The following is a 26,195-nucleotide window of genomic DNA, read 5'->3' on the forward strand; positions in this document are numbered from 1 at the left end:
GGACGAGTGCTGCACCCGCCGCTTGACCTCAAATTTAGGTGGGTGGGAGGTCCTGGGCGTCATGCCCTCGTACCGATTGGCTGGCCTCCCGGAGGATGACCGGCCCGCGCGCGTGTACTCCCATGGGTGGAGACGGGGACCTAGGACTCAGGGTCTTCCCGGAGGGGTCGGGCCGCGCCCTCCGAGGCGTCCTCCCTGGGGACCGGCTGCTCCACCAGGGCGAGCACGCGCGTCGCCATGAAGCGCGCCGTGCGCACGACGGATCCACTGCGGGTGACTTCGCTCACTTCCACCACTCCCCTGCGCACCGCCGTCTCCACCCGGCGGCCCGCCCGGCTCGCCACCACCTCGTACGTCCTCGTCGTGTCCCCGGCGTCCACGACTATCTCCACGCGATCACCCTTCACGGGATCAATCCCCCTTCAGTGATGGATGGTTGAAGACGGGGGCGGCCTCAACGGCTCCTTGTCCCCGGCCTTCTGACCACTCTTCGATTTTCCCACCCGGCACTGACAATCGATCGCCCCGCGAGGGCGCGGCCTCTGCACGTGCCCGCCCGTGGAAACGTAAGCTGTGGCTCGTCAAACGGACCGGGTAGCGGGGATGGACATGGCGATGATGCGGCTCCGGCGCGAGGACCCGCGTGTCGTCGGCTCGTTCAGGCTGCACAGGCGCCTGGGCGCCGGCGGCATGGGGGTCGTCTATCTGGGGTCGGACCGGAGGGGGCAGCGCGTCGCCCTGAAGGTGATCCGGCCCGATCTGGCGGAGGATCAGGAATTCCGGTCGCGGTTCGCGCGGGAGGTTTCGGCCGCCCGGCGCATTCGCGGCGGCTGCACGGCGCGGCTCGTCGCCGCCGACCTCGAGGCGGAACGGCCGTGGTTCGCCACGCAGTACGTTCCCGGGCCCTCGCTGCACGACAAGGTCGCCGCCGAGGGGCCGCTCTCCGCGGCCGACGTGGCCGTGGTCGGCTCGGCGCTCGCCGAGGGACTCGTGGCCGTGCACGAGGCCGGTGTCGTACACCGCGATCTCAAGCCGTCGAACATCCTGCTGTCCCCGAAGGGGCCGCGGATCATCGACTTCGGCATCGCGTGGGCGACCGGCGCCTCGACCCTGACGCATGTGGGCACGGCCGTCGGGTCGCCCGGCTTCCTCGCCCCCGAACAGGTGCGCGGTGCCGCCGTCACCCCCGCCACCGATGTCTTCGCACTCGGCGCCACGCTGGCGTACGCGGGGATGGCGGACTCACCCTTCGGACATGGCAGTTCCGAGGTCATGCTCTACCGGGTGGTGCACGAGGAGGCGCAGCTGCACGGTGTGCCGGACGCCCTCGCGCCACTGATCCGGGCCTGCCTCGCCAAGGATCCGGAGGAACGGCCGAGCACGCTCCAACTGTCCCTCAGGCTCAAGGAGATCGCCGCCCGCGAGGCCCAGGGCCTGGGCGAGGTGCGGCCGCCCGCGCCGCGGCAGGACCACGACCGGCCGACGGGCCGACTCGCCGAGAGCTACGCGGACCAGCGCACCCAGCGCCGGCCGGCCCCCGGCGCCACTCCCCCGCCGCGGCCGAGTTCGTCCAGGACCGGCGCGTCCAGGACCGGCTCCGCCAGGACCGGCTCGTCCAGGACCGGGGCGCCTCGGTCCGGAGCGCGGCCCTCCGTACCCCGTAATACGACGCGTTCCGGCGGCAGACCCGCCCCTCGCAGCGGCACCGGGCGGCAGAGGCCCCGCACGACGGGGACGGGCCGGCGGATGATGCCCGCCAACCCGCGGCTGCTGCGGCAGCGGCTCACCGTGTTCGTGGTCGTCACGCTGCTGGTCGCGCTCGGGATCGCGGCGGCGCAGGGCTGCCAGGGCCCCGCCCGGGGCATGGGGGACGGTACCTCGGGGGTGCCGGGGCGGGTTGCCTCCCAGTCGGCGCAGGAGCGGGTCATGCCTCAGGGATTCGAAGCGGCGTCCGAGCGGGACAGGTAGCGGCGCTCTGCGGGTTTACCGTGGCTGGGCGCGCGGTTCCCCGCGCCCCTTCGGGGCGCTCGTCAGTTCTGGGGGCGGCCCGTCGCCACCGCGTAGAAGGCTACCGCCGCCGCCGCACCCACGTTCAGTGAGTCCACGCCGTGGGCCATCGGGATACGGACCCATTCGTCGGCCGCGACCAGCGCCTGGGTGGAGAGGCCGTCGCCCTCCGCGCCGAGCATCAGCGCGACGCGGTCCATGCGGTGCGGAGCCACCTCGTCCAGGGACTTCGCCTTCTCGTCGGGGGTGAGGGCGAGGAGGCTGAATCCGGCCTCGCGCACTCCCTCCAGGCCCTTCGGCCAGGACTCCAGGCGGGCGTACGGGACCGAGAAGACCGCGCCCATCGAGACCTTCACCGAGCGGCGGTAGAGCGGGTCCGCGCAGTCCGGGGAGAGCAGGACCGCGTCCATGCCGAGGGCCGCCGCAGAGCGGAAGATCGCGCCGATGTTCGTATGGTCGTTCACGGCTTCCATGACGACCACCCTGCGGTGGGTCGCGAGGAGTTCGTCGGCCGTGGGCAGCGGCTTGCGCTGCATCGAGGCGAGCGCGCCTCGGTGCACGTGGTAGCCGGTGACCCGCTCGGCGAGGTCCGGGCTCACCGCGTACACGGGAGCCGGCAGCTCGTCGATGACGTCGCGCATGACGTCGACCCACTTGGCCGAGAGCAGCATCGACCGCATCTCGTAACCGGCGTCCTTGGCCCGTCTGATGACCTTCTCGCCCTCCGCGATGAACAGACCCTCGGCCGGTTCGCGCCTGCGGCGCAGCTCGACGTCGGTCAGGCCTGTGTAGTCGCGCAGGCGGGGGTCGTCGGGGTCGTCGACGGTGATGAGATCAGCCACAGGGTGATACTGCCTTGTCCTGGGTGGGGTGCCAACGGCCGGGGGCGTGTTCCGTTACCGCTGGTTACTGGGGTGGTGTGCGGGGCGCGTTACGCGCGGGCCTCGGGGCCCACGGTGACGACGTCGCCGATGACGATGACCGCCGGCGGCTTCACCTCGTGGGTGCGGACCGCCTCGGCGACCGTGCCGAGCGTCGCGTCGACGCGGCGCTGGGCCGCCGTCGTGCCCTCCTGGATCAGGGCGAGCGGGGTGCCGGCCGCCTTGCCGTGGGTGATCAGGGCTTCCGCGATCTTGCCGATCTTGTCGACGCCCATCAGGATCACCAGGGTGCCGCGCAGCTTGGCCAGGGACTCCCAGTCCACCAGGGAACGCTCGTCGTCCGGGGCCACGTGGCCGCTGACCACCGTGAACTCGTGGGCGACGCCGCGGTGGGTGACCGGGATGCCCGCCGCCGACGGGACCGAGATCGAGCTGGAGATGCCCGGCACGACCGTGCAGGCGATGCCCGCCTCGGCGAGCGCCTGGGCCTCCTCCATGCCGCGGCCGAAGACATAGGGGTCGCCGCCCTTGAGGCGGACGACGGCCTTGCCCTGCTTGGCGTGCTCGATCAGGGCGTTGTTGATCGCCTCCTGGGCCATGAAGCGGCCGTAGGGGATCTTCGCGGCGTCGATCACCTCGACGTGCGGCGGCAGCTCGTCCAGGAGGTCGCGGGGGCCGAGGCGGTCGGCGATGACGACGTCCGCGGCGGCGAGGAGCCGGCGGCCGCGGACGGTGATCAGGTCGGGGTCGCCGGGGCCGCCGCCGACCAGGGCGACGCCGGGGATCCTGGTGCGCAGGTGGGGGGCGACGAGGCTGCCGTCGCGCAGGCCCTCGACGACCGCGTCGCGGATGGCGGCGGTGCGGCGCGGGTCGCGGTCGTGCACGTCGCTGCTGAGCACGGCGACGGTGACGCCCTCGGAGCGGCCGGTGGCCGGGGTCCAGGCGGTGGCCGCCTCGGCGTCGTCGGAGCGTACGCACCAGACGCGGTGGGCCTCCGCCTCCGCCGAGGCGCGGTTGTTGGCCTCGTCGTCGCTGGTGGCGATCAGGGCGTACCAGGCGTTCTGGAGATCGCCGTGCTCGTAGCGGCGCCTGGTCCAGGTGATCTCGCCCGCGTCGGCCATGGCCTCCACGGAGGGCGTCGCCGAGGGGGATACGAGGAGGACGTCGGCGCCCGCCTTGATGAGCGCGGGAAGACGACGCTGGGCCACCTGGCCGCCGCCGAGGACGACGACACGGCGGCCGTTGAGGCGGAGGCCTACGGGGTAGGCGGGGTGTTCGGCCATGCTGACGGCTCCTCCTGGCGGGGGCAGTGCCGCTGCGGCGGTGGAGCGGCTGTTCTGACGTGCGGGTTCAGTATGGCGGGGGCCGGGGGGCCGGGTCGGGTGGCTCTCCCCACACCCGCCCCTTCCCGAACCGGGGCTTCGCCCCCGGGCCCGCCTTCGGGTGGGGGGGGCGAAGCCCCGGTTCGGGGTCGAGCGTTGCGACGCTACTTCTCGGTGACGCCCGCCGAGTCGAACGTGGCCACCTCGTGCATCGCGCGGGCCGCGCTCTGGACGATCGGCAGGGCAAGGAGCGCGCCGGTGCCCTCGCCGAGGCGGAGGTCCAGGTCGACCAGGGGGCGCAGGCCCAGCTTGTTGAGGGCCGCGACGTGGCCGGGCTCCGCGCTGCGGTGGCCCGCGATGCAGGCCGCGAGGACCTCGGGGGCGATGGCGCGGGCGACCAGGGCGGCCGCGCCGGCGCTCACGCCGTCCAGGATCACCGGCGTACGCAGGGACGCGCCGCCGAGCAGGAGGCCCACCATCGCCGCGTGCTCCAGGCCGCCGACCGCCGCGAGGACGCCGATCGGGTCCGACGGGTCGGGCTGGTGGAGGTCGAGGGCACGGCGGACGACCTCGACCTTGCGGGCGTGCATCTCGTCGTTGATGCCCGTGCCGCGGCCGGTGACCTCGGCGGGGTCCACGTCCGTGTAGACGGAGATCAGGGCCGCGGACGCGGTGGTGTTCGCGATGCCCATCTCGCCGGTCAGCAGGGCCTTGTTGCCCGCTGCCACGAGGTCGCGGGCCGTCTCGACGCCGACCTCGATGGCCGCCTTGACCTCCTCGCGGGTCAGGGCGGGCCCGGTCGTCATGTCGGCCGTGCCCGCGCGCACCTTGCGGGGCAGCAGACCAGGTGTGGCGGGGAGTTCGCTCGCCACGCCCACGTCGATGACGCAGACCTCGGCGCCCACCTGGTTGGCGAAGGCGTTGCAGACCGCGCCGCCGCCGAGGAAGTTGGCGACCATCTGCGCGGTCACCTCCTGGGGCCAGGCGGTGACGCCCTGGGCGTGCACGCCGTGGTCGCCCGCGAAGATCGCGACGGCCGCGGGCTCCGGGATCGGCGGCGGGCACATCCGGGACAGGCCGGACAGCTGGGCGGAGATGATCTCCAGCATGCCGAGGGCGCCCGGCGGCTTGGTCATCCGCTTCTGGCGTTCCCATGCCTCGCCGAGCGCCTTGGCGTCCAGCGGACGGATGTTGGCCACGGTCTCGGCGAGCAGGTCGTGCGGGTCCTCGCCGGGCAGGGCGCGACGGCCGTACGTCTCCTCGTGGACGACCCAGGACAGCGGGCGGCGCTTGGACCAGCCCGCCTGCATCAGCTCGGGCTCGTCCGGGAACTCGTCGACGTATCCCACGCAGAGGTACGCCACCACTTCGAGGTGCTCGGGCAGGCCGAGGGCGCGGACCATCTCGCGCTCGTCGAAGAAGCTGACCCAGCCGACGCCGAGGCCTTCCGCGCGGGCGGCGAGCCACAGGTTCTCGACGGCGAGCGCCGAGGAGTAGGGCGCCATCTGCGGCTGGGTGTGCCGGCCGAGGGTGTGGCGGCCGCCTCGGGTGGGATCGGCGGTGACGACGATGTTCACCGGGGTGTCGAGGATGGCCTCGATCTTCAGTTCCTTGAACTGCTTGGCGCGGCCCTTGGGGAGGGACTTGGCGTACGCCTCGCGCTGGCGGGCGGCCAGTTCGTGCATGGTGCGCCGAGTCTCGGCGGACTTGATGACGACGAAGTCCCAGGGCTGGGAGTGGCCGACCGACGGGGCGGTGTGCGCGGCCTCCAGGACGCGGAGCAGCACCTCGTGGGGGATGGGATCGCCGCGGAAGCCGTTGCGGATGTCGCGGCGCTCGCGCATGACGCGCAGGACGGCCTCGCGCTCGGCGTCGGCGTAACCGGGAGCGGCGGTGCCGGGAGAGGTCACGGGCTCGGCGGGCTCGGCGGGTTCGGCGGGTTCCTCGTCCTCCTCGATGATGAGGAGTCCCGGCGCCTCGGCGGCGGTCCGCGCCTCCACCGGCTCCGGGGTGTCCTGGGGCGCGAGGGCCTCGGGGCCCTGTGCCGTGTCGGGTGCGTCAGGCGCTTCGGCCATCTCGGGTGCTTCGGCCACTTCGTTCACTTCGTTCGCGTCGATCGGTTCGAACGAGATGACGTCGTCGGCCTCGTCCAACTCTTCGGCCGGGTCGGCCGTCTCGGGGGCGGCCGGGAACTCGGCCGGGGCCACCACCGGGGGTACGGGGGAATCAGCGGACGCGGCCGGAACCGGCGCGTCCTGGAGCGGCTCCGCGGCCTCGCCCGGCGCGGCCTCGGGCAGCGCGGTGTCCGCCGCGGTGTCCGCCGCGAGGGGCTCGGCGCCGTCGCGCGGGGCGGGCACCGTGGCCGCCGGCAGATGGGCGGCGGGCTGCGGGACGGCTTCGGAGGTCGTGTCGGCGGCTGTCGGGGCCTCGGCGGGGGCGGCCTCGGGCGCCGCCACTCGCGTCGGGTCACCCTGCGGTACGAGGGTCGGGGCGGCGGACTCAGTCGATGCGACCGGTGCGACCGGTGCGGCGGGGGCCGGCTGGGCCGCGAGCTGCTCGGCGTCCGCGGTGGCTTGGGCCTCCGGGGCGGGCTCGTCCTGCGGGACGACCAGGGGGCGCGGGGGCGTCGGCGCCAGGTGGGGCGTGGTCGGCACCGATCCCTCGACGGCCACGAACTGGCCGATGGGCATGGGTGCTTGGGCGCCGCCCGACTCACCGGGGAGCGGGGCGTACTGGGGCTCGCCGCCGTCCTGCGGGGTGTGCTGCTCGGGCTGGTGCGGGCCCGGGGCCGCGTGCCGCGCCTCGGCGGGGTGGCCGACGTGCGAGGCGTGGCCGGGCTGGGCGCCGACGGCCATGGCGTACGCGTCCTGGGCGGTGTCCGGGACGAAGCCGGACGGGGCGGCCTCGGGGGCGAAACCGGGTCGGGCCGTGCCGGGGGCGAAGCCGGGCTGGGCGGTCTCGTCGCTCGGGACCTGCGTGTCGGCCCACGGCTGCGCGGAGGCCATGGCGAAAGGAGGCTGCGCGACGGCGGCGGGCATGCCCTCGGCGAACGGAGGCTGCTCCGCCGTCGGAACGTGCCCGGGCTCGGCGCCGGGCTGCGCGAGCGGGGCGGTTTGAGCGGGGTCGCCCTCGGCGGCGGCACCCGCTTCGGCGGCGGCACCGGGGCCCCCGGAAACAGCGGCATCAGCGGCATCGGCGGCGTCAGCGGCGTGCGGGAAAACAGCGGCCTCCGGGGCACCAGGAGCCGGAACGGTCATGTCCGGAACGGCCGCGGACGACACAGCTGCGGACGGCACAGCCGCCTCCGGAACAACCGCGTCCGGAACAACCGCCTCCGAAACGACCTCCCCCTGCGTCGCCCCCGCGAGCGGCGCGCCCGGGGTGGCCTGTCTCGCCTGTTCCTGAACCTCCGCGGGCAGCTCGGCGGGGCCCGCTTCCGGGGCCGGGGCGGCCTGAAGGTGCTCGGGGGCCTCCGCGGCACGGGGCTGCTCGGGGATCTGCACCTCCTCCGCCGCGACCGCGATCGGCCGCGATACGGGTGTGACGTCAGAGGTCTCTGTGACTGCCGTGCCCTCTGGGACGACCGTTTCTGCTGGTGCGGGGTAAGCCTGGTGCTGAGCCCGCGGCTGGGGCTGCGCCTGCTGAGGGGCCCACGGCTCGCCCCCCTGCGGCGGGATCTCACCGAGCTGCGGGCCCGGCAGCCCCGCGTCGTCGCGCGGGATGTCGAGGTACTCGGGCCCGGTCGTCGGCGGCCCCGCGTGCCGCGCGGGCGCGGCGTGCTGCGGGGGCGCCGCCCCGGCGGGGCCCCGGTCGGCCAGCGAGCGTACGGGGCTGGCCGAGCTGTCGGGCACCGCGGGGCCCGAGGGGCCGTGGTGCAGGGGGCGGCGGGAGGGGCCCGGGTGGGACGCTGCGGGCGCGGCGCCGGGCATGCGGACGCCGGTCAGGTCGACCGAGCCGCTGTCACGGCCCGAGGTCTCGTGCGGTCCCGGCTGATGAGCGGCCTGCGCCTCGCTCCACGCCCCCTGGGCGCCCGGCATCAGCAGCAGATCGTCCTCATCGGCGGGGTTCTCGGAGGAGTCGGCGGGGTCCGCGAAGGTGTACGCACCCGGAGCGGGAGCGTCCGGCTGCTGTGCCCCCATGCCCTGCACGGGCCCGGAAGGCACACCGTTGCCTGCGCCCTCCGGCAGCCCCTCGCCCGGGACCTGGCCGGTGTCGGTCATGCGTAACCCCTCGCCCATCGGTTAGTGCTTCTTCGACCGCCCCTCGGCCTTCGGCCGGGGAGGCCCCATTGACCGGAGCGGCGCACCAACCGCCCGTCATCCTCAACGAGCGTGCGCGCCGCGCGGCACGAACCGCTGACCGGACAACAGGCATTGTCCCGGTTGGTACGCCGCCGCGGCAGCTTGATCGGCCACGGTCCGCTGTGGACTGCGCCACGTTGCGCGTCCTCCGGCCCTGCCGTACCACACGGGCCCCCCAAAACGGGTGGACTTTCCGGACCTTGACCAACGAATTGCCGGGCACCCGGGTGCGGTACAACGATCGGCCAGCCTACCTCGCGCCGTGTGGCGACAGGGTCACGGGGAACGGTCCGGCAACCGCCCGGAGAGCAGGAACACCACCGTCCGCTTCTCCTCCCGCCAGGCGCGGGTGTCGAGCTCCACGGACTGGAGGAGGGCGCATTCGACGAGGTACCCGTGCTCGGACAGGTCCCTGCCGATGAGTTCGGCGGCGTCGCGCGTCGCGGCGTGCGTCACGATGCGCTGCGGGCGGCGGTCGGCGACCGCGGAGACCACCGCCGCTCCCCCGCCCCCGACGCGTACGACGTCCGGTTCGGGGAGGTCTTCGAGGATGTGCGGCGCGAGGCCGTGGACGGTCTGCGCCTGGACGCCGAAGCGGCGGACGGCGGCCGTGGTGCGGCCCAGGGCGTCGGCGTCGTGGTCGACGGCGATCACGGCGGCGCCGAAGCGGGCCGCCTCCGCGGTGAAGGCGCCGCTGCCGCAGCCGATGTCCCAGACGAGGTCGCCCACGCGCGGCCCGGTGCGGGCGAGTTGGGCGGCGCGCAGCCGGTCGCTCTCCCCCTCGCCGAGCCAGATGTCGCCGCCGTACTCCGCGGCGGGCAGCGCCCAGCCGCGCGGCGACCCGGCCGGTTCGCGCCCGGCGATCCAGCCGGTGTCGGAGGAGGGCGTGGTGCCGGATCCGCCGACGACGATGACGACGTTCGGGTCGCGCCAGGTGTGGTCGGCGGCCTTGTCGGAAGTGACCACGGTGACGCGCTCGCGCTCGGTGCCGAGTTCCTCGCAGATGACGAAGGTGCGGTGGACGCCCTGGAGCAGCAGGCTCAGCTCGGCCGGTCCCGCGCCCGGTGAGGTGAGGACGGCGACCTTGGTGTGGGCGCGGCAGACGTTCACGGCGCGGCGCAGGCTGCGGCGGTGGGCGACCACGACCTCGGCGTCGTCCCACGGCATACCCGCGCGAGCGAACGCCTGGGCGACGGAGGAGACGGCGGGCACCACTTCGACTTCCAGGCCGAATTCGGGGGCGCGCAGGGTGCGTACGACACCGAAGAAGCCGGGGTCGCCGTCGGCGAGGACCACGGCGGTGCCGCGGTGGGCGGCGATGCGGCGTGCGGCCAGGCCCACGCTGCCGAGGCGGATCCGTTCGGCGTGGGCGGGCAGCTCGTCCAGCGCCAGGTGGTGGGCGGCGCCGGCCACGAGCGTGGCGGCGCGGAGCGCGGAGCGTGCCGCCGCGGTCAGCGGCGTACCGTCCCAGCCGATCACCGTGACCCGGTCGGCCATCGTCGTCTGTCTCCTGAGGTTCTCGCGGGTCGTCTGTGCGGTGCGGTGGCTGCGGGGAGCGACCGCGCACGCGGCCAGGGCGAGCGTACCTGGTGGGACTCGGGCGTGCTGGGGAGCCGGGGGGTGTGCCGGGCCGTGGGCTCGGCGCGTTCCCGTTCGCGGAAGGCGCGGGCTCAGTTCCAGTCGGAGAACGCGGAGAAGCCGCTCTCGGCGAGGCTGTCGGACACGCCTTCGAGGTCCTCGGGGAGCAGGCTCCACACGATGAGGTCGGTGCGCATCTCGATCCAGCCGCCGAAGGGGTCGCCGCCGTTTCTCGTACGCGCTATCCAGGCGCCGCGCAGGACGCCCTCGCTGATGCAGCCGATCTTCTGGGCGACCTGCTGGGCGGCGGTGTTGTCGGCGGCGGTGCGCAGTTCGATGCGCTCGAACGCCTGGTCGTTGAAGAGCCACTGGGCGGTGGCGAGCGCCGCCTCGGAGGCGTAGCCCTCGCCGCGGGCCCAGGGGGCGATGACGTAACTGAGTTCGCTGGCGCGCACGCGCCAGTCCGTATTGCGCAGATGGATGACGCCGACCAGTCGCTGGGTGAGGAACTCCGTGACGGCGAGGGCGATCCCGCGGCCCTCGGTGCGCTCGGCCGGTGCGAGCCGGGTGATCCAGTCGTGGGCGTCGGCCTCGGTGTAGGGCTGGGGCACGGAGGTCCAGGCGGTGACCATCTCGTCGTTCATCATCTCCGCGTACGCGGACACGTCGGCGTCCTCGAACGGGCGCAGCACCAACCGCTCCGTGCTGATGGAGACATCGGGGAAGGTGGTCGTCATGCGCCGCTCCGTAACCTGGAACCCTCGGGCCTGCTGAAGTGCCCAGCATGCAGCATGTCGGCGCGCGGACGCACCACGGGGTCCGCTCCTTCATCAGGAGCGGACCCCGTGGTGGGGGCGGGAACGGACTGGGCGTCAGTTCCCTTGGGCGGGCAGGACGGAGCCCTTGTACGTGTCCTCGATGAACCGTTTCACCTCGGGTGAGGTGAGCAGTTCGGCCAGCTTCCTCACCCGTGGGTCGTCCTCGTCGCCCTTCTTGACGGCGAGGACGTTGTTGTACGGGTTGCCCTTCGGCGACTCCAGAAGGATGGCGTCCTTCTTGGGACTGAGTCCGGCGTCGAGCGCGTAGTTGTTGTTGATGACCGCGGCGTCGAGGTCGTCGAGCGAGCGCGGCAGCTGCGCGGGGTCGAGCGGCTTGATGGTGAGCTTCTTCGGGTTGGACGTGATGTCCTCGGGCGTGGCGGTGCCGCCGACGCCCTTCTTGAGCCCGATGACGCCCTTGGAGGCGAGGAGTTGGAGCGCCCGGCCCTCGTTGGTGGTGTCGTTGGGGACGGCGACGGTCGCGCCCGCCCGCAGGTTGCGGACGTCCTTCAGCTTCTCGTCGTCCTTCGCGTACACGCCCATCGGCGGCAGGTACACCTCGGCGACCGGCACCAGGTCCGTCTTCTTGGACGAGTTGAAGTCCTTGAGGTACGGGGTGTGCTGGTACAGGTTGGCGTCGAGGGAGCCTTCCTGGAGCGCGGTGTTCGGCGTCACGTAGTCCGTGAACTCCGTGATCCGGAGGTCGAGTCCCTTCTTCTTCGCGAGGTTCTCCTGGATGTACGTGAGTACTTCGCCGGCCGGGGTCGGGGTGGCCCCGACGACGAGCGTGTCGCCGCCCGGGCCACTGTCCGTGCCCGCGCCGCACGCGGTGAGCCCCAGCGTGAGGGCCAGGGTTCCGGCCGCGGCGGCGATGACGGACGTACGCATGATCAGAACGCCGCGACGACGGCGCCGTCGTACTTGTCGTCGATGAACTTCTTGACCTCGGGCGAGGTGAGGAGCTTGGCGAGCTTCTTCACGCGCGGGTCGTTCTCGTCGCCCTTCTTCACGGCGAGGAAGTTGCCGTAGGGGTTGCCCTTGGCCTTCTCGGCGACGAGGGCGTGCTTGGCGGGGCTGAGCTTGGCTTCCAGGGCGTAGTTGCCGTTGATCACCGCGGCGTCGACGTCGCTGAGGGAGCGGGGCAGCTGGGCGGCCTCCAGCTCCTTGAACTTGAGGTTCTTCGGGTTCTTGGCGACGTCCTTGGGGGTGGCGTCGTAACCGACGCCCTTCTTCAGCTCGATGACGCCGTTGTCCGCGAGGAGCTTGAGGGCGCGGGCCTCGTTCGTGGTGTCGTTCGGGACGGCGACGGTGGCACCGTCCTTCAGGTCGCCGAGCTTCTTGACGCCCTTGGAGTACACGCCGAGGGGCTCCAGGTGCACCGTGCCGTTCGGGACGGGCGCGATGTCCGTGCCGTTCTTCTTGTTGAAGTCGTCCAGGTACGGCTTGTGCTGGAAGTAGTTCGCGAAGACCTCGCCCTGCTGGACGGCGGTGTTCGGCGTGACGTAGTCGGTGAACTCGCGGATTTCCAGGTCCAGGCCGGCCTTCTTGGCGAGGTTCTTCTGGACGTAGTCCAGGATCGCGCCCTGCGGCGTGGGGGTGGCGGCGACGATGAGCGGGCCGTCCTTGTCGCCCGCGGAGCCCTTCTCGGAGCCGCAGGCGGTGAGCCCGAGGGTGAGGGCTCCGGCGGCGAGGACAGCGGTGGTGATCTTGGCGGTGTTACGCACGAAAAGTGCCTTTCTCCATGGGTGGTGCCGGTGGTGCCGGTGGTGCAGCCCCGCCGTGGGTGGGCGGGGAGGTCTGCGGGTGGGTCCCGGTCAGCCGGTCTTGGTGGTCGACTCGGCGGCGACGGTGCCGGGCAGCACCCCGCGCAGCGGCCGGAACAGCAGCAGCGGACCGGAGCCGCCGCCGCGCTTGTGCAGCCTGCGGGCGGCGTAGTCGCCCGCGAACTGGATGATCGAGATGGCCACGGCGAGGATCGCCACGGTGATCCACATCAGCTCGGTCTCGAAGCGCTGGTAGCCGTAGCGCAACGCGAGGTCGCCGAGACCGCCGCCGCCGACCGTGCCCGCCATCGCGGAGTAGCCGATGAGGGCGACGATCGTGGTGGTGGCGCCGGAGATCAGCGAGGGCAGCGACTCCGGTACGAGGACCTTGCGTACGACGGTCCAGGTGGAGCCGCCCATCGACTGCACGGCCTCCACGAGCCCGCCGTCGACCTCACGGATCGAGGTCTCCACCAGGCGCGCGAAGAACGGGATGGCGCCGACGGCGAGCGGCACGAGGGCGGCCTCGCGGCCGATCGTGGTGCCGGTGACCCAGCGCGTGAAGCCCATCAGGGCGACCATCAGGATGATGAAGGGCATCGAGCGGGCGATGTTCACGATCTGCCCGATGACCTTGTTGAGCACGGCGTTCTGAAGCAGCGCGCCGCGCTCGGTGAGGACGAGCAGGATGCCGAGCGGCAGTCCGGCGACGACGGCTATCAGCGTCGACCAGCCCACCATGTACAGGGTGTCCCAACAGGCCTGCTCCAGCAGGGGCTGCATCTCCGACCAGGTCACTTGGCACCTTCCTTGACCAGCAGCGTGTCGTCCTGCGGAGCGCTCGCGGGGCCCTCGCCCGCGATCTCGACCTGGAGGCCCTGCTCGCGCAGGAACCCGATCGGGACGACGTTCTCCTCGAAGCGGCCGGGCAGTTCGATGCGCATGCGGCCGACCTGCTTGCCCGCGATGGTGTCCATCGCGGCGCCGAGGATCGAGATGTCGATGTTGTACGTACGTGACAGCTGGGAGATGACCGGCTGGGTCGCGGCCTCGCCGTGGAAGGTCACGTCGACGACGGTGCGGTCCTCGCCGGTGGCCTCGCCGCTGACGGGGAAGAGCGCGGCGGCCAGCTCGGAACCGGGGGTGGCGAGGAGTTCGCTGACGGTGCCGGACTCGATGATCTGTCCCCGCTCCATGAGGGCGGCGGAGTCGCAGACGCTCTTGACGACGTCCATCTCGTGCGTGATGAGCAGGACGGTCAGGCCGAGCTGCCGGTTGAGGTCGCGCAGGAGCTGGAGGATGGAGCGGGTGGTCTCCGGGTCGAGCGCGCTGGTCGCCTCGTCGGAGAGCAGCACCTTCGGGTCGCCGGCGAGTGCGCGGGCGATGCCGACACGCTGCTTCTGGCCGCCCGAGAGCTGCGCCGGGTAGGACTTCGCCTTGTCGGCGAGGCCCACCAGGTCGAGCAGTTCGAGGGCCTTGCGGGAACGCTCCTGGCCGGACAGGCCGAGGATTTCGAGCGGCAGCTCGACGTTGTCCTGCACGGTCCGCGAGGACAGCAGGTTGAAGTGCTGGAAGACCATACCGATGCGGCTGCGCGCCCGGCGCAGTTCCCGGCCCGCGCGCGGGCCGCGTCCGACCAGGGCGGTGAGGTCCTGGCCGGCGACGGTCACCGTGCCGGAGGTGGGGCGCTCAAGGAGGTTGACGCAGCGGATCAGGGAGGACTTGCCGGCGCCGGACTGGCCGATGACGCCGTACACCTCGCCCTCGCGGACGTGCAGGTCGACTCCGTCGAGAGCGGTTACTTCACGACCGCGTGAGCGGTAGACCTTGGTGAGGCCGGAAGTGGTGATCACAGGGGATTCCGTCACTGTCGAGTGCGCGGCGCGGGTGTGGCCGGGCACGGGGCATTCGTTCGGAACGCGGCACGGTTCTCGCGGTGGCGAAAGGAACCGGAGGACGTGTGCGCGGGGCGGGCTCGCTTCCTGCGTCGGTACGGCTTTCGTCGCGTACGTCGTGCAGGGGCGGGGCACAGTGGCTTCGCTTCGGGGCGCGAGGCTCTTCAGTGGTGCGGGGGCCCTCAGAAGGCGCACATTCGACACATACAACGAGCACCGGGCGTCATCGTCGCCTCGGTCGCAAGGGTGCGGCTGCTCGTCGTGGTCATGGGGAGAAGTAAAACACGCGTGAGGTCGCCGTCCACCACCGCTGTCCGCATTGCGGACAGCGGTGGGACGGGACCGGGCGGCCGGGCCACGGCACTCAGTCGGCGAAAGTGATCTCCACGGCACCCGCCGTGGCCTGGGCCGACACGGCGGAGAGGTCCTTGACCAGGACGTCTGCCGAAAGCTCCGTGCCGTTGTGCGTTGTGGCCAACGCCACGGTCGTCATGCCCGCGGCCCGCCCGGCCTGGAGACCGGCAGGGGCGTCCTCGAAGACCACGCAGCGCGCCGGGTCGACGCCGAGCTTGGCGGCCGCGAGCAGGTAGGGCTCCGGGTCGGGCTTGCCGCGGGTGATGTCGTCGGCGGCGATCAGCAGGCCGGGCCGGATGCCGGCCTCGGCGAGCCGGGCCTCGGCGAGGACGCGGGTGGCGGAGGTGACGACGGCCCAGCGGAGGGGGGCACCTCCCTGCTCGAGCGGAGCCGAGAGCTGGGGGGACGGCAGGGAGTCGAGGAGTGCGCGGGTGCCGGGCAGCAGTTCGACACCGCCTGCCACGTCGGAGACCTCCAGCTCCTCGATCCGGGCCACGGCCTCGGCGACCTTCTCCGGCGGCAGCAGGTCGGCGGCAATCTCGGCGGCGGGGCGGCCGTGCAGTTCGACCCGGGCGAACTCCTCGGCGGTGATCCCGTACTCCCGCGCCCACCGCGTCCAGCAGCGGTAGACCGACGCGAGGGAGGAGATGAGGGTGCCGTCGTTGTCGAACAGGAGCGCTTCGGCCTGGATCTTCATGGTGTCCGAGCGTACGGGGCACCCCGGGGGCAGGCGCATCGGGTCAAAGGGCCCGTAATAAAGTCACGGGCATGCTTGTTGCCCTGACGATCGCGACCTCCGTGGCCGCGCTCGCCCTCGCCGCCTGGTGCGGTTTCGCCGCGTACCGTGACCAGCCGACCAAGGACTGGCACTTCATCGGCATGGGTGTGGTGACCTTCCTCGCCCTGGTCCAGCTGATCGTCGGCATCGTCCAGCTGGCGCGGGGCGAGGACCCGGAACAGGGCACGACGATCTTCGTGGCGTATCTGCTCGGCTCCTTCGCGTGCGTTCCCGCTGCGGGCTTCATGTCGCTCGCCGAGCGCACCCGCTGGGGCTCCCTGACGGTCGCCGCGGGCGGCGTGGTCCTCGCCGTGCTCGAAGTACGGCTCTACGACATCTGGGGTGGCTGAGGTGACGGAGGCCGAGAAGACCGGGGCGGGCGTGGACGGCGGCGCCCGCCGGAAGCTGATCACCGGGCCGGGCATTCTGCTGCTGTGGCTGTACGGCGTGATGGTCGTCGGCGCGGTGTCGCGCTCGGCCGTGCAGATCTCGACGGACTTCGACAGGGCCCCGCTCGCGTACTCCCTGTCGGCGCTCGCGGGCCTCGTCTACGGCTTCATCACGTACTCGTTGGTGCGCGGCGGGGAGACGGCCCGCAAGGCGGCGCTGGTGTGCTGCGCCGCCGAGCTGGTGGGGGTGCTCGCCGTGGGCGCGTGGACGCTGGCGGAACCGTCCGCCTTCCCCGACTCCACGGTGTGGTCGGACTTCGGCATGGGCTATCTGTTCATTCCGGTGATCCTGCCGGTGACGGCGATCTTCTGGTTGATCAAGGCGCGGCGGGCGGCGTGAGCGACGAGAGAATCTCCTCGCTCGGCTGAACTCCCTTGCTAGGGTGCGCCGATGCCATCGATCAAGCAGTTCCAGGTGACCTTCGACTGCGCGGAACCGGAGCGCCTCGCCCGCTTCTGGTGCGAGGTGCTGGGGTATGTCGTACCGCCGCCGCCGGAGGGGTTTGCCACCTGGGACGACTTCAAGCAGGCACAGCCGCCGGAGGAGCGGGACGCGTGGTTCGTGTGCGGTGATCCCTCGGGTGTGGGCCCGCGGCTGTTCTTCCAGCGCGTTCCCGAAGGGAAGGCAGCCAAGAACCGGGTGCATCTCGATGTGCGGGTCGCCGCCGGGCTCGTGGGGGAAGAGCGCCTCGCCGCCCTGGAGGCCGAACGCGCACGGCTGGTCCCGCTCGGCGCGGTACACGTGCGAACGCTGTACGACGGCACCGATGCGTGCATCCCGATGCTGGACATCGAGGGCAACGAGTTCTGTCTCGACTGAGCGTCCTGCGCGGCGGACGTCGATCCGCGGGAAGGTCCGCGGATCGACGGATCGACGCCCGCAGCCCGCTAAGCGCTGGCCACGTACACGCGCGCGTCGGAGTCCTTGGAGAGGGTCACGACCGTGAGCCGGTCGTTCACCTGCTGGGTCTTCACGGGCGCGTACCCGTGCTTGCGGTAGAGCTGGAGGTTCTGCTCGCTGCGGTGGCCGGAGCGGAGCTGGAAGGACTTGGCGGCACCGCCCGCGCCGAGCTGCCGCTCCACCGCGTCCAGGAGGCGGCCACCTAGGCCGTGCCGCTGAAGCCTCGGGTGGACGATGAGCTTGCCGATCCGCGCCGTGCCCTCCGCGTCGACCGTGCCGCGCACGGAGGCGATCACCTCGTCGCCGAGGCGGGCCACCAGCACCGTGCCCGCGGTCAGTTCGGCCTTGATGGAGTCGAGGGACTGGGTCAGCGGCTCGATCGAGTAGTCGCCGTAGAGCTCGGCCTCGCTCTGGTAACAGAGGTACTGGAGTTTGAGTATCTGCTCGGCGTCCGCTTCAGCCGCTTCCGAGATGGTCACGCTCATGCCCATGTGCGCATGCCTCCCGCTCACCTGCACCACCGGTTGTCTAACGCTCCCTTCCCCGCGGCCCGGGAGCTGCAACCTCCGCCGCCAGCATTCTGCGCAGGCATCCCAGGCATCGGGAACGTTCCGGCCCCAGGCTCCCCTGTGACATTCCCAACTCCCCTGCGATCTCCCGGTAGGTGAGGTCCTTGGGGGACAGGAGCGCGGCCATGAGGCGGGGGCAGCGGCCCGGCAGTCTGCGGACGGCGGCGTGCAGGGAGCGGCGCCGGTCCGCGGTGAGGGCGCGCTGCTCGGGGCCGCCCTCGGAGTCGTCGGCGGGCTCGGCGGCGTACGCCACCTCCCGCTGGGTGGCTCGTCGGGAGCGGCGCGCCTCGGACTGGACGGCGCCGCGCAGCCACAGGGCGGGGTCGGCGGGCGGCCCGTCGGACTCCAGGCGCTCCAACAGGCGCAGCCAGACGGCCTGTTCCAGGTCGCCTGGGTCGTCACCGGAGCCGAGGGCCTCCGCCGAGGCCTCGGCGGCGAGCAGCGGGCGCAGGGCGGGGATGAGCGTGGGGATGAGGTCGTACGTCATGCACGGCGGGACGCGGCCGCTCCGGCGGAAGGTTTCCGGAGCGGCCGTCTCTCACCCCAATCGGGGCCGGGCGGTCAGCCGTTGACGGGCCTCGCCCAGTCGGGCCGACGGGCGTCGCTCAGCGGTCGGCGAAGTCCGCGGCGGCGAGCAGCGCGGTGTCCGGGTTGTCGGAGAAGATGCCGTCGATGCCGGTCTCGAAGTAGGTCTTGAAGGCGCCGAAGGCGTCTCCGTAGGCGGCCGGGTCGGTGCCCTTCCTGAAGTCCGCCGGCAGGAAGGTGTTCTCGTTGCGCATCGTGTACGGGTGCAGGATCAGCCCGGCGTCATGCGCGTCCTCCACGAGGGTGGTCGGCGTGCCGAGGCTGCCGTCGGCCTTCCTGGGGATGATCAGGTCGAGCGTGGGGCCGATGCCCTGCGCGTAGCCCGCCATCCACTCCAGTCCCTCGGGCTTGATCAGGTCGGCGACCGTGCGCGGGTCGCCCGCCTCGACGAAGTCCCAGGGGCGCGAGGCGGCGCCGGACAGGAGGACGACGCGCGGCGCGGAGACCAGCTTGGCAAGGCGCTGGATGCTGCTGGGCTCGAAGGACTGGAGGAAGTTCGGCGAGTGCTTCTTGTGCCTGCCGTACCGGCGCAGGAGCTTGGCCAGCGGCTCTTCGAGGCCGAGGCCCAGCTTGCGGAAGTACGTGGGGTGCTTCGTCTCGATGTGCAGCCAGATCTGCCGGCCCCGCTTGCGGCCCTGCTTCTCCGCCCACTGGAAGACCTCTTCGAGGGTGGGTACGTCCCAGCGGCCGTCGTAGAGGGTGTTGTGCTGGCGCGTGCCCGGGATGCGCTCCTTGGCGCGCAGCGTCTTCAGTTCGGCGAGCGTGAAGTCCTCGGTGAACCAGCCCGTGTACTTCGTGCCGTCCACGGTCTTGGTGGTCTTGCGGGACGCGAACTCGGGGTGCGCCGCGACGTCCGTCGTCGCCGTGATGTCGTTCTCGTGGCGGCAGACGAGGTGGCCGTCCTTGGTGGGCACGACGTCCTGCTCGATGACGTGCGCGCCCATGTCCAGGGCGAGTTGGTACGAGCCGAGCGTGTGCTCGGGCCGGTATCCGCTGGCACCCCGGTGCGCGACGACGGTCGGCTTCGGCAGGTCCTCGAACCCGCCGTGCCCGTGCCCGTGCCGCTGGTCGGCTCTCGCCACGCCGGGCAGTCCCACCACGGCCGTGCCCGCGCCGAGCATCGCCGCCCCCAGTACCGCTCGGCGCCCCCGGCTCGTTCCCGGCTGCTGCTGACCCGACTCCTGTGTCGCCATTGGCGCTCCTCCCGTTGTACTACCGCCTTGCACCTGACAAAGCGGGACCGATCGTAGGTGGCCGGGAGTGACGTGTGGGAGACCCTGGACGGAACGGCGGGGTGACGCGGCATGGCGAGTAGGCGCACCATGGAGGTGACGGCACCGGGACGACCAAGGTGGCGCCCCGGGCGGAACGGCCGTCACGCAGAGAGAAGCGTGCGCGTGACAAGGACCACTACTTCGGGCCACACCCTCCCCACGGGGATACGGTCGTCGCAGGGGCGACGGCCCAGGGCACCGGCACACGGAGTCATGTCAACACTGCGTATCGAGTGCGTGAACCCGATGTGCAAACGGCAGCGGCCCGCGAGTATCGTCCTCACCTGCACTTACTCGTACATACTCGTCGTCGGATCGTTGACCCCGGAGGGCCTGTTGTCCCGTCTAGCGCTCATCAAGGCAGTGCTCGGACCGATCTTGCGCCTGATGTTCCGTCCACGGGTAGAAGGCGCCGAGAACATCCCCGGGACCGGGCCCGTCATTCTGGCCGGGAATCACCTGACGTTCATCGACTCGATGATCCTGCCGCTGGTGGCCAACCGTCCGGTGTTCTTCATCGGCAAGGACGAGTACGTCACCGGCAAGGGCCTCAAGGGGCGCCTGATGGCGTGGTTCTTCACGGGCGTCGGCATGATCCCGGTGGACCGCGACGGCGGGCGCGGCGGTGTCGCCGCGCTGATGACCGGTCGGCGCGTTCTCGACGACGGCAAGGTCTTCGGCATCTACCCCGAGGGCACGCGCTCGCCCGACGGGCGTCTGTACCGGGGGCGTACGGGCATCGCCCGCCTCACCCTGATGACCGGTGCGCCGGTCGTGCCCTTCGCGATGATCGGCACGGACAAGCTCCAGCCCGGCGGCAAGGGGCTGCCGCGGCCCGGCAAGGTGACCGTCCGCTTCGGCGAGGCGATGGAGTTCTCCCGGTACGACGGCATGGACCGCGATCGCTATGTGCTGCGGGCGGTGACGGACTCCGTGATGACGGAGGTCATGCAGCTGTCCGGGCAGGAGTACGTGGACATGTACGCCACTAAGGCCAAAGCGGCCTAGCCGCGCCCCTGAGGGGCGCGGGGAACTGCGCGATCAGCCACGGATGAGCCGCGGCTGGTCGCGCACAGTTGTCCCCGCACGCCCTCAGTGCTCGACCCCGTCCTCCAGTTTCTGGCCCTTCAGGAGGAACCACGCCACCGCAGCCGTGGCGAGGAGGACCGCCGCGCCGACACCCGCCGCGAGGCGCAGGCCGTCCACGAACGCCGTCTGGGCGGCCGAGAGCAGGGCGTCCGCCTGGGCGGACGGCAGGGCGTCGATCGATTCCACCGCGCCGCCCAGCGATTCGTGCGAGGCCGCCGCCACGTCCGGCGGGGTGCCCGGCGGGGCCGTGAAGTCGCGGTAGACGCCGGTGACGATGGAGCCGAGCAGGGCGATGCCGAGCGCCGCGCCCAGTTCGTACGCCGTTTCGGAGACGGCGGAGGCCGCGCCCGCCTGTTCCTTGGGGACGCTGGAGAGGATGACGTCGGCGGTCACCGTGAACGAGAAGCCCGCTCCGATGCCGACGACCAGGAGCGAGGCGCCGAGCAGCGGGTAGCCGGTGTGCTGGCTCAGGCCGGTGAGCGCGGCGAGCGAGAGGCCGACCGCCGCGAGGCCGCCCGCGACCACCACCCGTACCGAGAAGCGCCGCGCGACCACGCCCGCGATCAGGCCCGCCCCCACCGCGCCGACGGCGGCGGGCAGTTCGGCGAGGCCCGCCTCGAACGGCCGTCTGCCCTGTACCAGTTGCAGGAACTGGGAGAGGAAGAAGACCAGGCCGGACAGGCCGAGCACGGTCAGCAGGTCGGCGAGGACCGCCCCGGAGAAGCCGCGGTTGCGGAAGAGCCGCATGTCCAGCAGCGGTGCGGGGAGCGTGAGCTGGCGTCGTACGAACCAGGTGAGCGCGCCCGCGCCGACGACCGCGGCCAGCACGGCGTCCCAGCGCAGCCCGTGCGCGGCCGCCTCCTTGATGGCGTACACGACGGCGATCATGCCGATGAGCGAGAGCACGACGCTGACCAGGTCCCAGGGGCCCGGCGCGGGGTTCTTCGACTCGGGCAGGAGCTTGATGCCGACGAGGACGAGGACGGCCATCACCGGCAGGTTGATGAGGAAGACCGAGCCCCACCAGAAGTGTTCGAGCAGGAAGCCGCCGACGACGGGCCCGACGGCCGCGCCCGCGGACGCCATGGCGCCCCAGATGCCGACCGCGAGGCTGCGCTCGCGCGGGTCGTGGAAGATGTTCCGGATCAGCGCCAGCGTGGACGGCATCAGCGTCGCGCCCGCGACGCCGAGCAGCGCGCGGGCCAGGATCATCAGCTCCGGGCTCGTGGCGTAGGAGTTGAGGACCGAGACCGCGCCGAAGGCGACGGCGCCGGTGAGCAGCAGTTTCTTGCGGCCGATGCGGTCGCCGAGGCTGCCCATGGAGACGAGCAGACCGGCGATCACGAAGGAGTAGACGTCGCCGATCCAGAGCAACTGGGTGCCCGAGGGTTTGAGGTCCTCGCTGATGTACGGGGTCGCCAGGCCGAGCACGGTCGCGTCGACGGCGACCAGGAGCACGGCGAGGACGAGCACGGCGAGCGCGAGCCAGCGGCCGGGGCCGCGCTCCACGTCCGCCGCGGCGGTCCGCTGAGGGGTGCTGGTCATGAGTCCACTCTCCGCCGCGCGCCGCCGATCAGCAGCTCGGCGATCATGTACGAGAAGTCCTTGGCGGCCACCCGGCCGTCCAGTACGGCCCAGGCGCAGGAGCCGATGAGGCCGTAGAGCGCCTCCGTGAGCCAGACGGGCGTCAGGTCGATGCGGAACTCCCCGCTCTCCTGGCCGCGCCGGAAGAGCGCGGCGAGGCGGGAGTCGATGCGGGCCCAGCCCTCGTTCTGCGCCTCCCCCTCGAAGAGCTGGTTCTCGGTGTAGAGGAACGCGAGGAGGCCGGCGTGCGGTTCGATCTCCTTCACCAGGCGCCGCAGGGCGTCCTGAGCGCTGCCCGCGTCGAGTTCCGCCCGGTCCAGGGCGGCCTCGCACTCCTGGAGTCCCAGGTCCTCCAGGGCGCGTACGAGGGCGTCGCGGCCCGCGAAGTGGCGGTGCAGGGTGGCCCTGCTGATGCCCGCCGCGCGGGCGACCTCGTCCATGGTGGAGGTCGATTTGTGGGTGAGCAGGGCCGCGGCGCTGCGCAGGACCTGGTCGCGATCGACTGACATGAGACAAGCCTAGACCTATTGAGACGCAGTTGTCTCACAGGGGGTGCTGCGGTGCCGCTCGCGCCAAGATCGTTCCCCCGCGCCGCCGCCGCTCAGCGCCAGGGCAGCTCCCGCGCCGCCGCTCAGTGCCAAGGCAGTTCCCCGCGCCGCCCCCAGTACTCCCGCGGCTCCTCCACGAGCCCGGCGAGGCGTTCGAGGTGGCCCGTGTCGAGGTCGACGGCGGTCGCGTGCAGGTTGGAGACGAGCTGGACCGAGGTGGCCGCCCCGGACAGGACGACGCCCGCCCACGGCTCGCACAGCGGCGCGGCGAGCGCCACCGCGTCGCAGCCGAGCCCCGTCTCCTCGGCGACCTCGCGCAGCGCGGCGGGCGCGTGCGGGGCGGCGAGGCGGCCATTGGCCATGCCCTCCTTGACGAGCACGGTCAGGCCCGCGTCGTGCGCCTCGGCGAGCGCGGGCCCCGCGGAGGTCTCCAGGAGGTTGTACGTCGCCTGCACGGTGCGGAAGAGCGGCTCCCCGTCGACGGTTACCTCAAGGGCGGCGCGGATCGCGGCCGCCTGTTCGGGGCCGCTCACGGAGAGGCCGACGGTGACGCCCTCCGCGGCGAGGCCGGCGAGGCGGGCGTGCAGTTCCTTGTCGGTGAGCGCCGGGCTCTCGGGGGTGACGGAGTGGATCTGGTAGAGGTCGAGCCGGTCGCCGAGCACTTCGGCGGTCTCGGCGCGCTGCCGGTCGTAGGCGGCGACGCTGTGGTCCTTGACCTCGTGCGGGCCCTCGGCGTCCGTCCGCCAGTCCGCCGTGTACGTGTAGCCCCACTTGCTGCCGACGACGACGTCACGGACATCGGACCTGGCGTGCAGCCAGGCGGCCAGGAACTCCTCCGAGCGGCCGTAGGAGCGCGCCACGTCGATGTAGCGGACGCCGGAGGCGTACGCGGCGTCGAGCAGGTCGAACGTGCGCTCGCGCAGCGCTTCGACACTGCGGGACGGCGGCAGGTCCGCCTCGCGGCCCAGGGTGATGTAGCCGGGCCTGCCGACGGCGGCGAGACCGAGCCCCAGGTGCGCGGTCGGGGTGGTGGCTGCGGCAAGACGGGCGAAGGGCATCGCGGGCTCCTCGTCGTAGGGGATCTCCCCGCCAACGTAACCCGCGACGCCCCGTCGTCACCTGCGCGCGTCCGCCCACTCCTGCTGCACCGTCAGGTCCGCCTTGACCTCGGCGAGCTGGACGGCGACGGCCGAGGGGGCGGTGCCGCCGCGGCCGCTGCGCGAGGCCAGGGCGCCCGGCACGTTCAGGACCGTGCGGACCTCGGGGGTGAGGTGCTCGGAGATCTTGGCGAACTGCTCGTCGGTGAGGCCGTCCAGCTCCTTGCCCTCGGCCTCGGCGACCTTCACGCACTCCCCCGCGACCTCGTGCGCGACACGGAACGGCACGCCCTGCTTGACCAGCCACTCGGCGATGTCGGTGGCGAGTGAGAAGCCGGCCGGGGCCAGCTCCTCCATGCGCTCGCGGTTGACGGTGAGCGTCGCCATCATGCCGGTGAAGGCGGGCAGCAGGACCTCCATCTGGTCGCAGGAGTCGAAGACCGGCTCCTTGTCCTCCTGGAGGTCGCGGTTGTAGGCGAGCGGCAGCGCCTTGAGGGTGGCCAGCAGGCCCGTCAGATTGCCGATCAGGCGGCCCGACTTGCCGCGCGCCAGCTCGGCGATGTCCGGGTTCTTCTTCTGCGGCATGATCGACGAGCCGGTCGAGAAGGCGTCGTGGAGGGTGACGAAGGAGAACTCCTTCGTGTTCCAGATGATGACCTCCTCGGCGATCCGGGAGAGGTTCACACCGATCATCGCGGTGATGAAGGCGAACTCCGCGACGAAGTCCCGGGAGGCCGTGCCGTCGATGGAGTTGCCCACGCTGCCGCGCTCGAAGCCGAGGTCCTTCGCGACCGCCTCCGGGTCGAGGCCGAGCGACGAACCGGCCAGCGCGCCCGAGCCGTACGGCGAGACGGCCGTCCGCTCGTCCCACTGCCGCAGCCGCTCCGCGTCCCGGGACAGGGACTGGACGTGCGCGAGGACGTGGTGGGCGAAGAGGACCGGCTGGGCGTGCTGAAGGTGCGTACGCCCCGGCATGGCGACGTCCGGGTGCGCCTCGGCGAGGCCGACGAGCGCGCCCTGGAGTTCGGCGATGAGGCCGCCGATGATCCGCGCGTGATCGCGCAGGTACATCCGGAAGAGCGTCGCCACCTGGTCGTTGCGCGAACGGCCGGCCCGCAGCTTGCCGCCGAGGTCGGGCCCGAGCCGCTCCAGGAGGCCACGCTCCAGGGCGGTGTGGACGTCCTCGTCGGCGATCGTGCCGACGAACGAGCCGTCCGCGACGTCGGCTTCGAGCTGGTCGAGCCCGGCCAGCATGCGGGTCAGCTCGTCCTCGGTGAGCAGCCCCGCCGTGTGGAGCACGCGCGCGTGGGCGCGGGAACCGGCGATGTCGTACGGCGCGAGACGCCAGTCGAAGTGGACCGACGCGGACAACTTGGCCAGGGCCTCGGCGGGCCCGTCGGCGAACCGTCCGCCCCAGAGCCGGACGTCACCGCCGTTGTTGCTGCTCACTTCACGTGCTCCTCAGGACTGTCGCTCGCCGGGTTCGCTGCTGCGCGCCATGCGCTGTGCATGAGTATGCAGAGTTATGCATGGTTCGTCAATCGGCTCCACCGGGTGTAGCGAGGGATTGCATCGCACGGAGCATCGACGGCCTTCCCGGGCTGCCGCTTCCGCTGCCGCCCACTAGCGTCCGAGCCATGCGCCCACGAGCCGCCGCCCTGGTCTGTGCCGTCCTGTTCGCCGCCACCGGCACGCTCGGGGCGGCGCCCGTGCCGGGCCTTCCGCTTCCGGAACGGATGGCCGACACGGGCGGCGGCGGCCAGCTCATCACCGCCGAGGCACCGGACACCGGCTCCACCACCGGCGCGCTCACCTGGTGGGACCGGCGCGGCGGCCGCTGGGTGGAGGCCGGGTCCGCCTCCGCCCGGTTCGGCGCGAAGGGGCTGGTGGAGGGCGGCTCGCGCCGGCAGGGGACGAGGACGACACCCACGGGCCTGTACGGGCTTCCGTACGCGTTCGGGATCGCCCCGAGACCCAGCGGCGCCGACTACCCGTACCGGCGCGTGACGAAGGAGTCCTGGTGGTGCCAGGACAACGCGTCACGTTCCTACAACCGCTGGTCCGAGCCGCTCACCGCCGACTGCCGGGCCGCCGAGTCCGAGCACCTCATCACCTACGACCCGCAGTACCGGCACGCCCTCGTCATCGACTACAACTACAGCCGTCCCGTGCGCGGGCGGGGTGCGGGGATCTTCCTGCACGTCCACGGGAGCGGCGCGACGGCGGGCTGCGTCTCCGTGCCCGCGAGGGCGATGCGCCAGATCCTGCGGTGGGCGAAGCCGGGCCTGCGGCCGCACATCGCGATCGGCACGGCGTCGGGCCCCACGGCCCTGACCCGCTACTGAGCCACCCCCGCCGCCCGGGACGGTCCGTGTAGTGACCACATACCGAGACGGGGTTGC

Annotated in this window: 24 protein-coding genes; 6 read left to right on the plus strand and 18 right to left on the minus strand. The window is 72.1% G+C overall.

The features are described 5' to 3' along the window. Positions 1–140: 140 nt before the first annotated feature. Positions 141–407: a hypothetical protein gene (locus tag CP975_RS05835; RefSeq protein ID WP_055536172.1), complete on the minus strand. Its 267-nt coding sequence runs from the start codon at positions 405–407 to the stop codon at positions 141–143. Positions 408–603: 196 nt separating this feature from the next. Between CP975_RS05835 and CP975_RS05840 the strand changes: the two genes are divergently transcribed. Further along, positions 604–1,968 carry a serine/threonine-protein kinase gene (locus CP975_RS05840; protein ID WP_150477797.1) on the plus strand — a complete coding sequence of 455 codons (1,365 nt, stop codon included), beginning with the start codon at positions 604–606 and terminating at the stop codon, positions 1,966–1,968. Between the two features lie 62 nt (positions 1,969–2,030). Here CP975_RS05840 and CP975_RS05845 read toward each other — a convergent pair whose 3' ends face one another. The 10 genes from CP975_RS05845 to CP975_RS05890 all read right to left on the minus strand — a co-directional run bounded on the left by CP975_RS05845 (position 2,031) and on the right by CP975_RS05890 (position 15,616). Next, positions 2,031–2,849, minus strand: coding sequence for a TrmH family RNA methyltransferase (locus CP975_RS05845; protein WP_055533030.1), 819 nt, complete (start codon positions 2,847–2,849; stop codon positions 2,031–2,033). Between the two features lie 89 nt (positions 2,850–2,938). After that, the gene (gene cobA, locus CP975_RS05850; protein ID WP_055533028.1) at positions 2,939–4,171 is read right to left on the minus strand and encodes a uroporphyrinogen-III C-methyltransferase; all 1,233 of its coding nucleotides are present in this window, start codon (positions 4,169–4,171) and stop codon (positions 2,939–2,941) included. A 203-nt stretch (positions 4,172–4,374) separates the two neighbouring features. Further along, entirely contained in the window at positions 4,375–8,430 is a 4,056-nt protein-coding gene (gene cobT, locus CP975_RS05855) for a nicotinate-nucleotide--dimethylbenzimidazole phosphoribosyltransferase (protein WP_150476631.1), read from the minus strand. Positions 8,431–8,787: 357 nt separating this feature from the next. Further along, positions 8,788–10,008: a precorrin-6y C5,15-methyltransferase (decarboxylating) subunit CbiE gene (gene cbiE, locus CP975_RS05860; protein ID WP_055530033.1), complete on the minus strand. Its 1,221-nt coding sequence runs from the start codon at positions 10,006–10,008 to the stop codon at positions 8,788–8,790. Between the two features lie 173 nt (positions 10,009–10,181). After that, a complete protein-coding gene (locus CP975_RS05865) occupies positions 10,182–10,826 on the minus strand; it encodes a GNAT family N-acetyltransferase (RefSeq protein WP_055530035.1) in 645 nt (214 codons plus the stop codon). Between the two features lie 135 nt (positions 10,827–10,961). After that, positions 10,962–11,795, minus strand: a complete 834-nt coding sequence (locus tag CP975_RS05870; RefSeq protein ID WP_055530039.1) for a MetQ/NlpA family ABC transporter substrate-binding protein — start codon at positions 11,793–11,795, stop codon at positions 10,962–10,964. A 2-nt stretch (positions 11,796–11,797) separates the two neighbouring features. Further along, positions 11,798–12,631: a MetQ/NlpA family ABC transporter substrate-binding protein gene (locus CP975_RS05875; protein ID WP_055530041.1), complete on the minus strand. Its 834-nt coding sequence runs from the start codon at positions 12,629–12,631 to the stop codon at positions 11,798–11,800. 90 nt (positions 12,632–12,721) lie between these two features. Continuing rightward, positions 12,722–13,468, minus strand: a complete 747-nt coding sequence (locus tag CP975_RS05880) for a methionine ABC transporter permease (RefSeq protein ID WP_051819523.1) — start codon at positions 13,466–13,468, stop codon at positions 12,722–12,724. Continuing rightward, the gene (locus CP975_RS05885) at positions 13,465–14,523 is read right to left on the minus strand and encodes a methionine ABC transporter ATP-binding protein (protein WP_055530042.1); all 1,059 of its coding nucleotides are present in this window, start codon (positions 14,521–14,523) and stop codon (positions 13,465–13,467) included. Before CP975_RS05885 ends, CP975_RS05880 begins: the two co-directional genes overlap by 4 nt. Before the next feature lie 406 nt (positions 14,524–14,929). Then, positions 14,930–15,616 (minus strand): HAD family hydrolase, encoded by a 687-nt coding sequence (locus CP975_RS05890; protein ID WP_055530043.1) that lies wholly within the window; start codon positions 15,614–15,616, stop codon positions 14,930–14,932. A gap of 71 nt (positions 15,617–15,687) precedes the next feature. Here CP975_RS05890 and CP975_RS05895 point away from each other — a divergent pair, with 71 nt between their 5' ends. The 3 genes from CP975_RS05895 to CP975_RS05905 are packed head-to-tail and all read left to right on the plus strand — an operon-like array spanning position 15,688 to position 16,966. Beyond that, complete coding sequence (locus CP975_RS05895; RefSeq protein ID WP_055530044.1) at positions 15,688–16,047, plus strand: hypothetical protein; 360 nt, start codon at positions 15,688–15,690, stop codon at positions 16,045–16,047. Position 16,048: 1 nt separating this feature from the next. Beyond that, positions 16,049–16,486 (plus strand): hypothetical protein, encoded by a 438-nt coding sequence (locus tag CP975_RS05900; protein WP_055530080.1) that lies wholly within the window; start codon positions 16,049–16,051, stop codon positions 16,484–16,486. A 51-nt stretch (positions 16,487–16,537) separates the two neighbouring features. After that, entirely contained in the window at positions 16,538–16,966 is a 429-nt protein-coding gene (locus CP975_RS05905; protein WP_055530046.1) for a VOC family protein, read from the plus strand. 68 nt (positions 16,967–17,034) lie between these two features. Here CP975_RS05905 and CP975_RS05910 read toward each other — a convergent pair whose 3' ends face one another. From CP975_RS05910 to CP975_RS05920, 3 genes are all read right to left on the minus strand, one after another. Further along, entirely contained in the window at positions 17,035–17,538 is a 504-nt protein-coding gene (locus CP975_RS05910; protein ID WP_055530048.1) for a GNAT family N-acetyltransferase, read from the minus strand. Positions 17,539–17,575: 37 nt separating this feature from the next. Then, positions 17,576–18,103, minus strand: coding sequence for an RNA polymerase sigma factor (locus CP975_RS05915; protein ID WP_055530050.1), 528 nt, complete (start codon positions 18,101–18,103; stop codon positions 17,576–17,578). Positions 18,104–18,221: 118 nt separating this feature from the next. Further along, positions 18,222–19,394: a glycerophosphodiester phosphodiesterase gene (locus tag CP975_RS05920; RefSeq protein WP_055530052.1), complete on the minus strand. Its 1,173-nt coding sequence runs from the start codon at positions 19,392–19,394 to the stop codon at positions 18,222–18,224. A gap of 327 nt (positions 19,395–19,721) precedes the next feature. On the opposite strand from CP975_RS05920, the gene CP975_RS05925 reads away from it, so the two are divergent. Continuing rightward, the gene (locus CP975_RS05925; RefSeq protein ID WP_150477799.1) at positions 19,722–20,483 is read left to right on the plus strand and encodes a lysophospholipid acyltransferase family protein; all 762 of its coding nucleotides are present in this window, start codon (positions 19,722–19,724) and stop codon (positions 20,481–20,483) included. A gap of 84 nt (positions 20,484–20,567) precedes the next feature. On the opposite strand, the gene CP975_RS05930 is transcribed toward CP975_RS05925, so the two are convergent. The 4 genes from CP975_RS05930 to argH form a co-directional block, all read right to left on the minus strand. Beyond that, entirely contained in the window at positions 20,568–22,109 is a 1,542-nt protein-coding gene (locus CP975_RS05930; RefSeq protein WP_055530054.1) for an MFS transporter, read from the minus strand. Next, positions 22,106–22,657 carry a TetR/AcrR family transcriptional regulator gene (locus CP975_RS05935; RefSeq protein ID WP_030783124.1) on the minus strand — a complete coding sequence of 184 codons (552 nt, stop codon included), beginning with the start codon at positions 22,655–22,657 and terminating at the stop codon, positions 22,106–22,108. The genes CP975_RS05930 and CP975_RS05935 overlap by 4 nt, the downstream gene beginning before the upstream one ends. A gap of 122 nt (positions 22,658–22,779) precedes the next feature. Beyond that, positions 22,780–23,754 carry an aldo/keto reductase gene (locus tag CP975_RS05940; protein ID WP_055530056.1) on the minus strand — a complete coding sequence of 325 codons (975 nt, stop codon included), beginning with the start codon at positions 23,752–23,754 and terminating at the stop codon, positions 22,780–22,782. A gap of 57 nt (positions 23,755–23,811) precedes the next feature. Then, positions 23,812–25,242 carry an argininosuccinate lyase gene (argH, locus tag CP975_RS05945; RefSeq protein WP_055530057.1) on the minus strand — a complete coding sequence of 477 codons (1,431 nt, stop codon included), beginning with the start codon at positions 25,240–25,242 and terminating at the stop codon, positions 23,812–23,814. Between the two features lie 188 nt (positions 25,243–25,430). On the opposite strand from argH, the gene CP975_RS05950 reads away from it, so the two are divergent. Then, positions 25,431–26,138, plus strand: a complete 708-nt coding sequence (locus CP975_RS05950) for a L,D-transpeptidase family protein (RefSeq protein WP_055530058.1) — start codon at positions 25,431–25,433, stop codon at positions 26,136–26,138. The last annotated feature ends 57 nt before the right edge of the window (positions 26,139–26,195 follow it).

This window comes from Streptomyces alboniger (assembly GCF_008704395.1).
In the GTDB taxonomy this organism is placed as follows: Bacteria; Actinomycetota; Actinomycetes; order Streptomycetales; family Streptomycetaceae; genus Streptomyces; species Streptomyces alboniger.